The organism is Citrobacter sp. Ce006, assembly GCF_030336535.1.
GTDB classification, from domain to species: domain Bacteria; phylum Pseudomonadota; class Gammaproteobacteria; order Enterobacterales; family Enterobacteriaceae; genus Citrobacter; species Citrobacter europaeus.
In genome coordinates this window covers 1-433 of record NZ_JAOWDO010000021.1, presented here as the reverse complement: position 1 = coordinate 433, position 433 = coordinate 1, and the positions used below count along the sequence as shown (strand labels likewise).

Annotated in this window: 1 protein-coding gene; it reads left to right on the top strand. The window is 52.9% G+C overall.

Going from position 1 to position 433, the window contains the following annotated elements; all coding sequences use genetic code 11:
- Window positions 1-250 (top strand): DUF6708 domain-containing protein (locus OGV94_RS00100; RefSeq protein ID WP_353622560.1); only part of this gene is annotated, 250 nt, incomplete at its 5' end.
- Between the last annotated feature and the right edge of the window lie 183 nt (window positions 251-433).

Below are 433 nucleotides of genomic sequence, written 5' to 3'. Positions count from 1 at the left end.
ACGCTACAACCAGGGTTACCAGCTGCACGGCGCGGTGTGCCAGCCGGGAACCAGCCATGTCCGGGAGCGGTTTGCGCTGACGTGGACGGTGGGGGATAAAGAGGCGCTGCGCGAGCTGTGGTGCTATTGCTGTCACTATATGCAGCACCGCCCGGTGCCTGAGACGGCGCGTTTTGCAGAACACCCGCAGCAGTGGGGTCATATTCACTGGCCGGAAGCGCTTGACGCTGAATCACGGACGGCACCGTAAGCGACTGGAAAAATAAATATAACGGTGAGGATGCGCTTTCATTAACGCTTAATAAAAAGGATGAATGAATATTATGGCTAAAAAACCAGGCAATAAAGTAAAACGTCGCGCATCACTGTCCGCCTCTGACAATAAAAAAAAGGAACAGCATACAGCAAACGTTGACACGCAACGCCCCAAAAA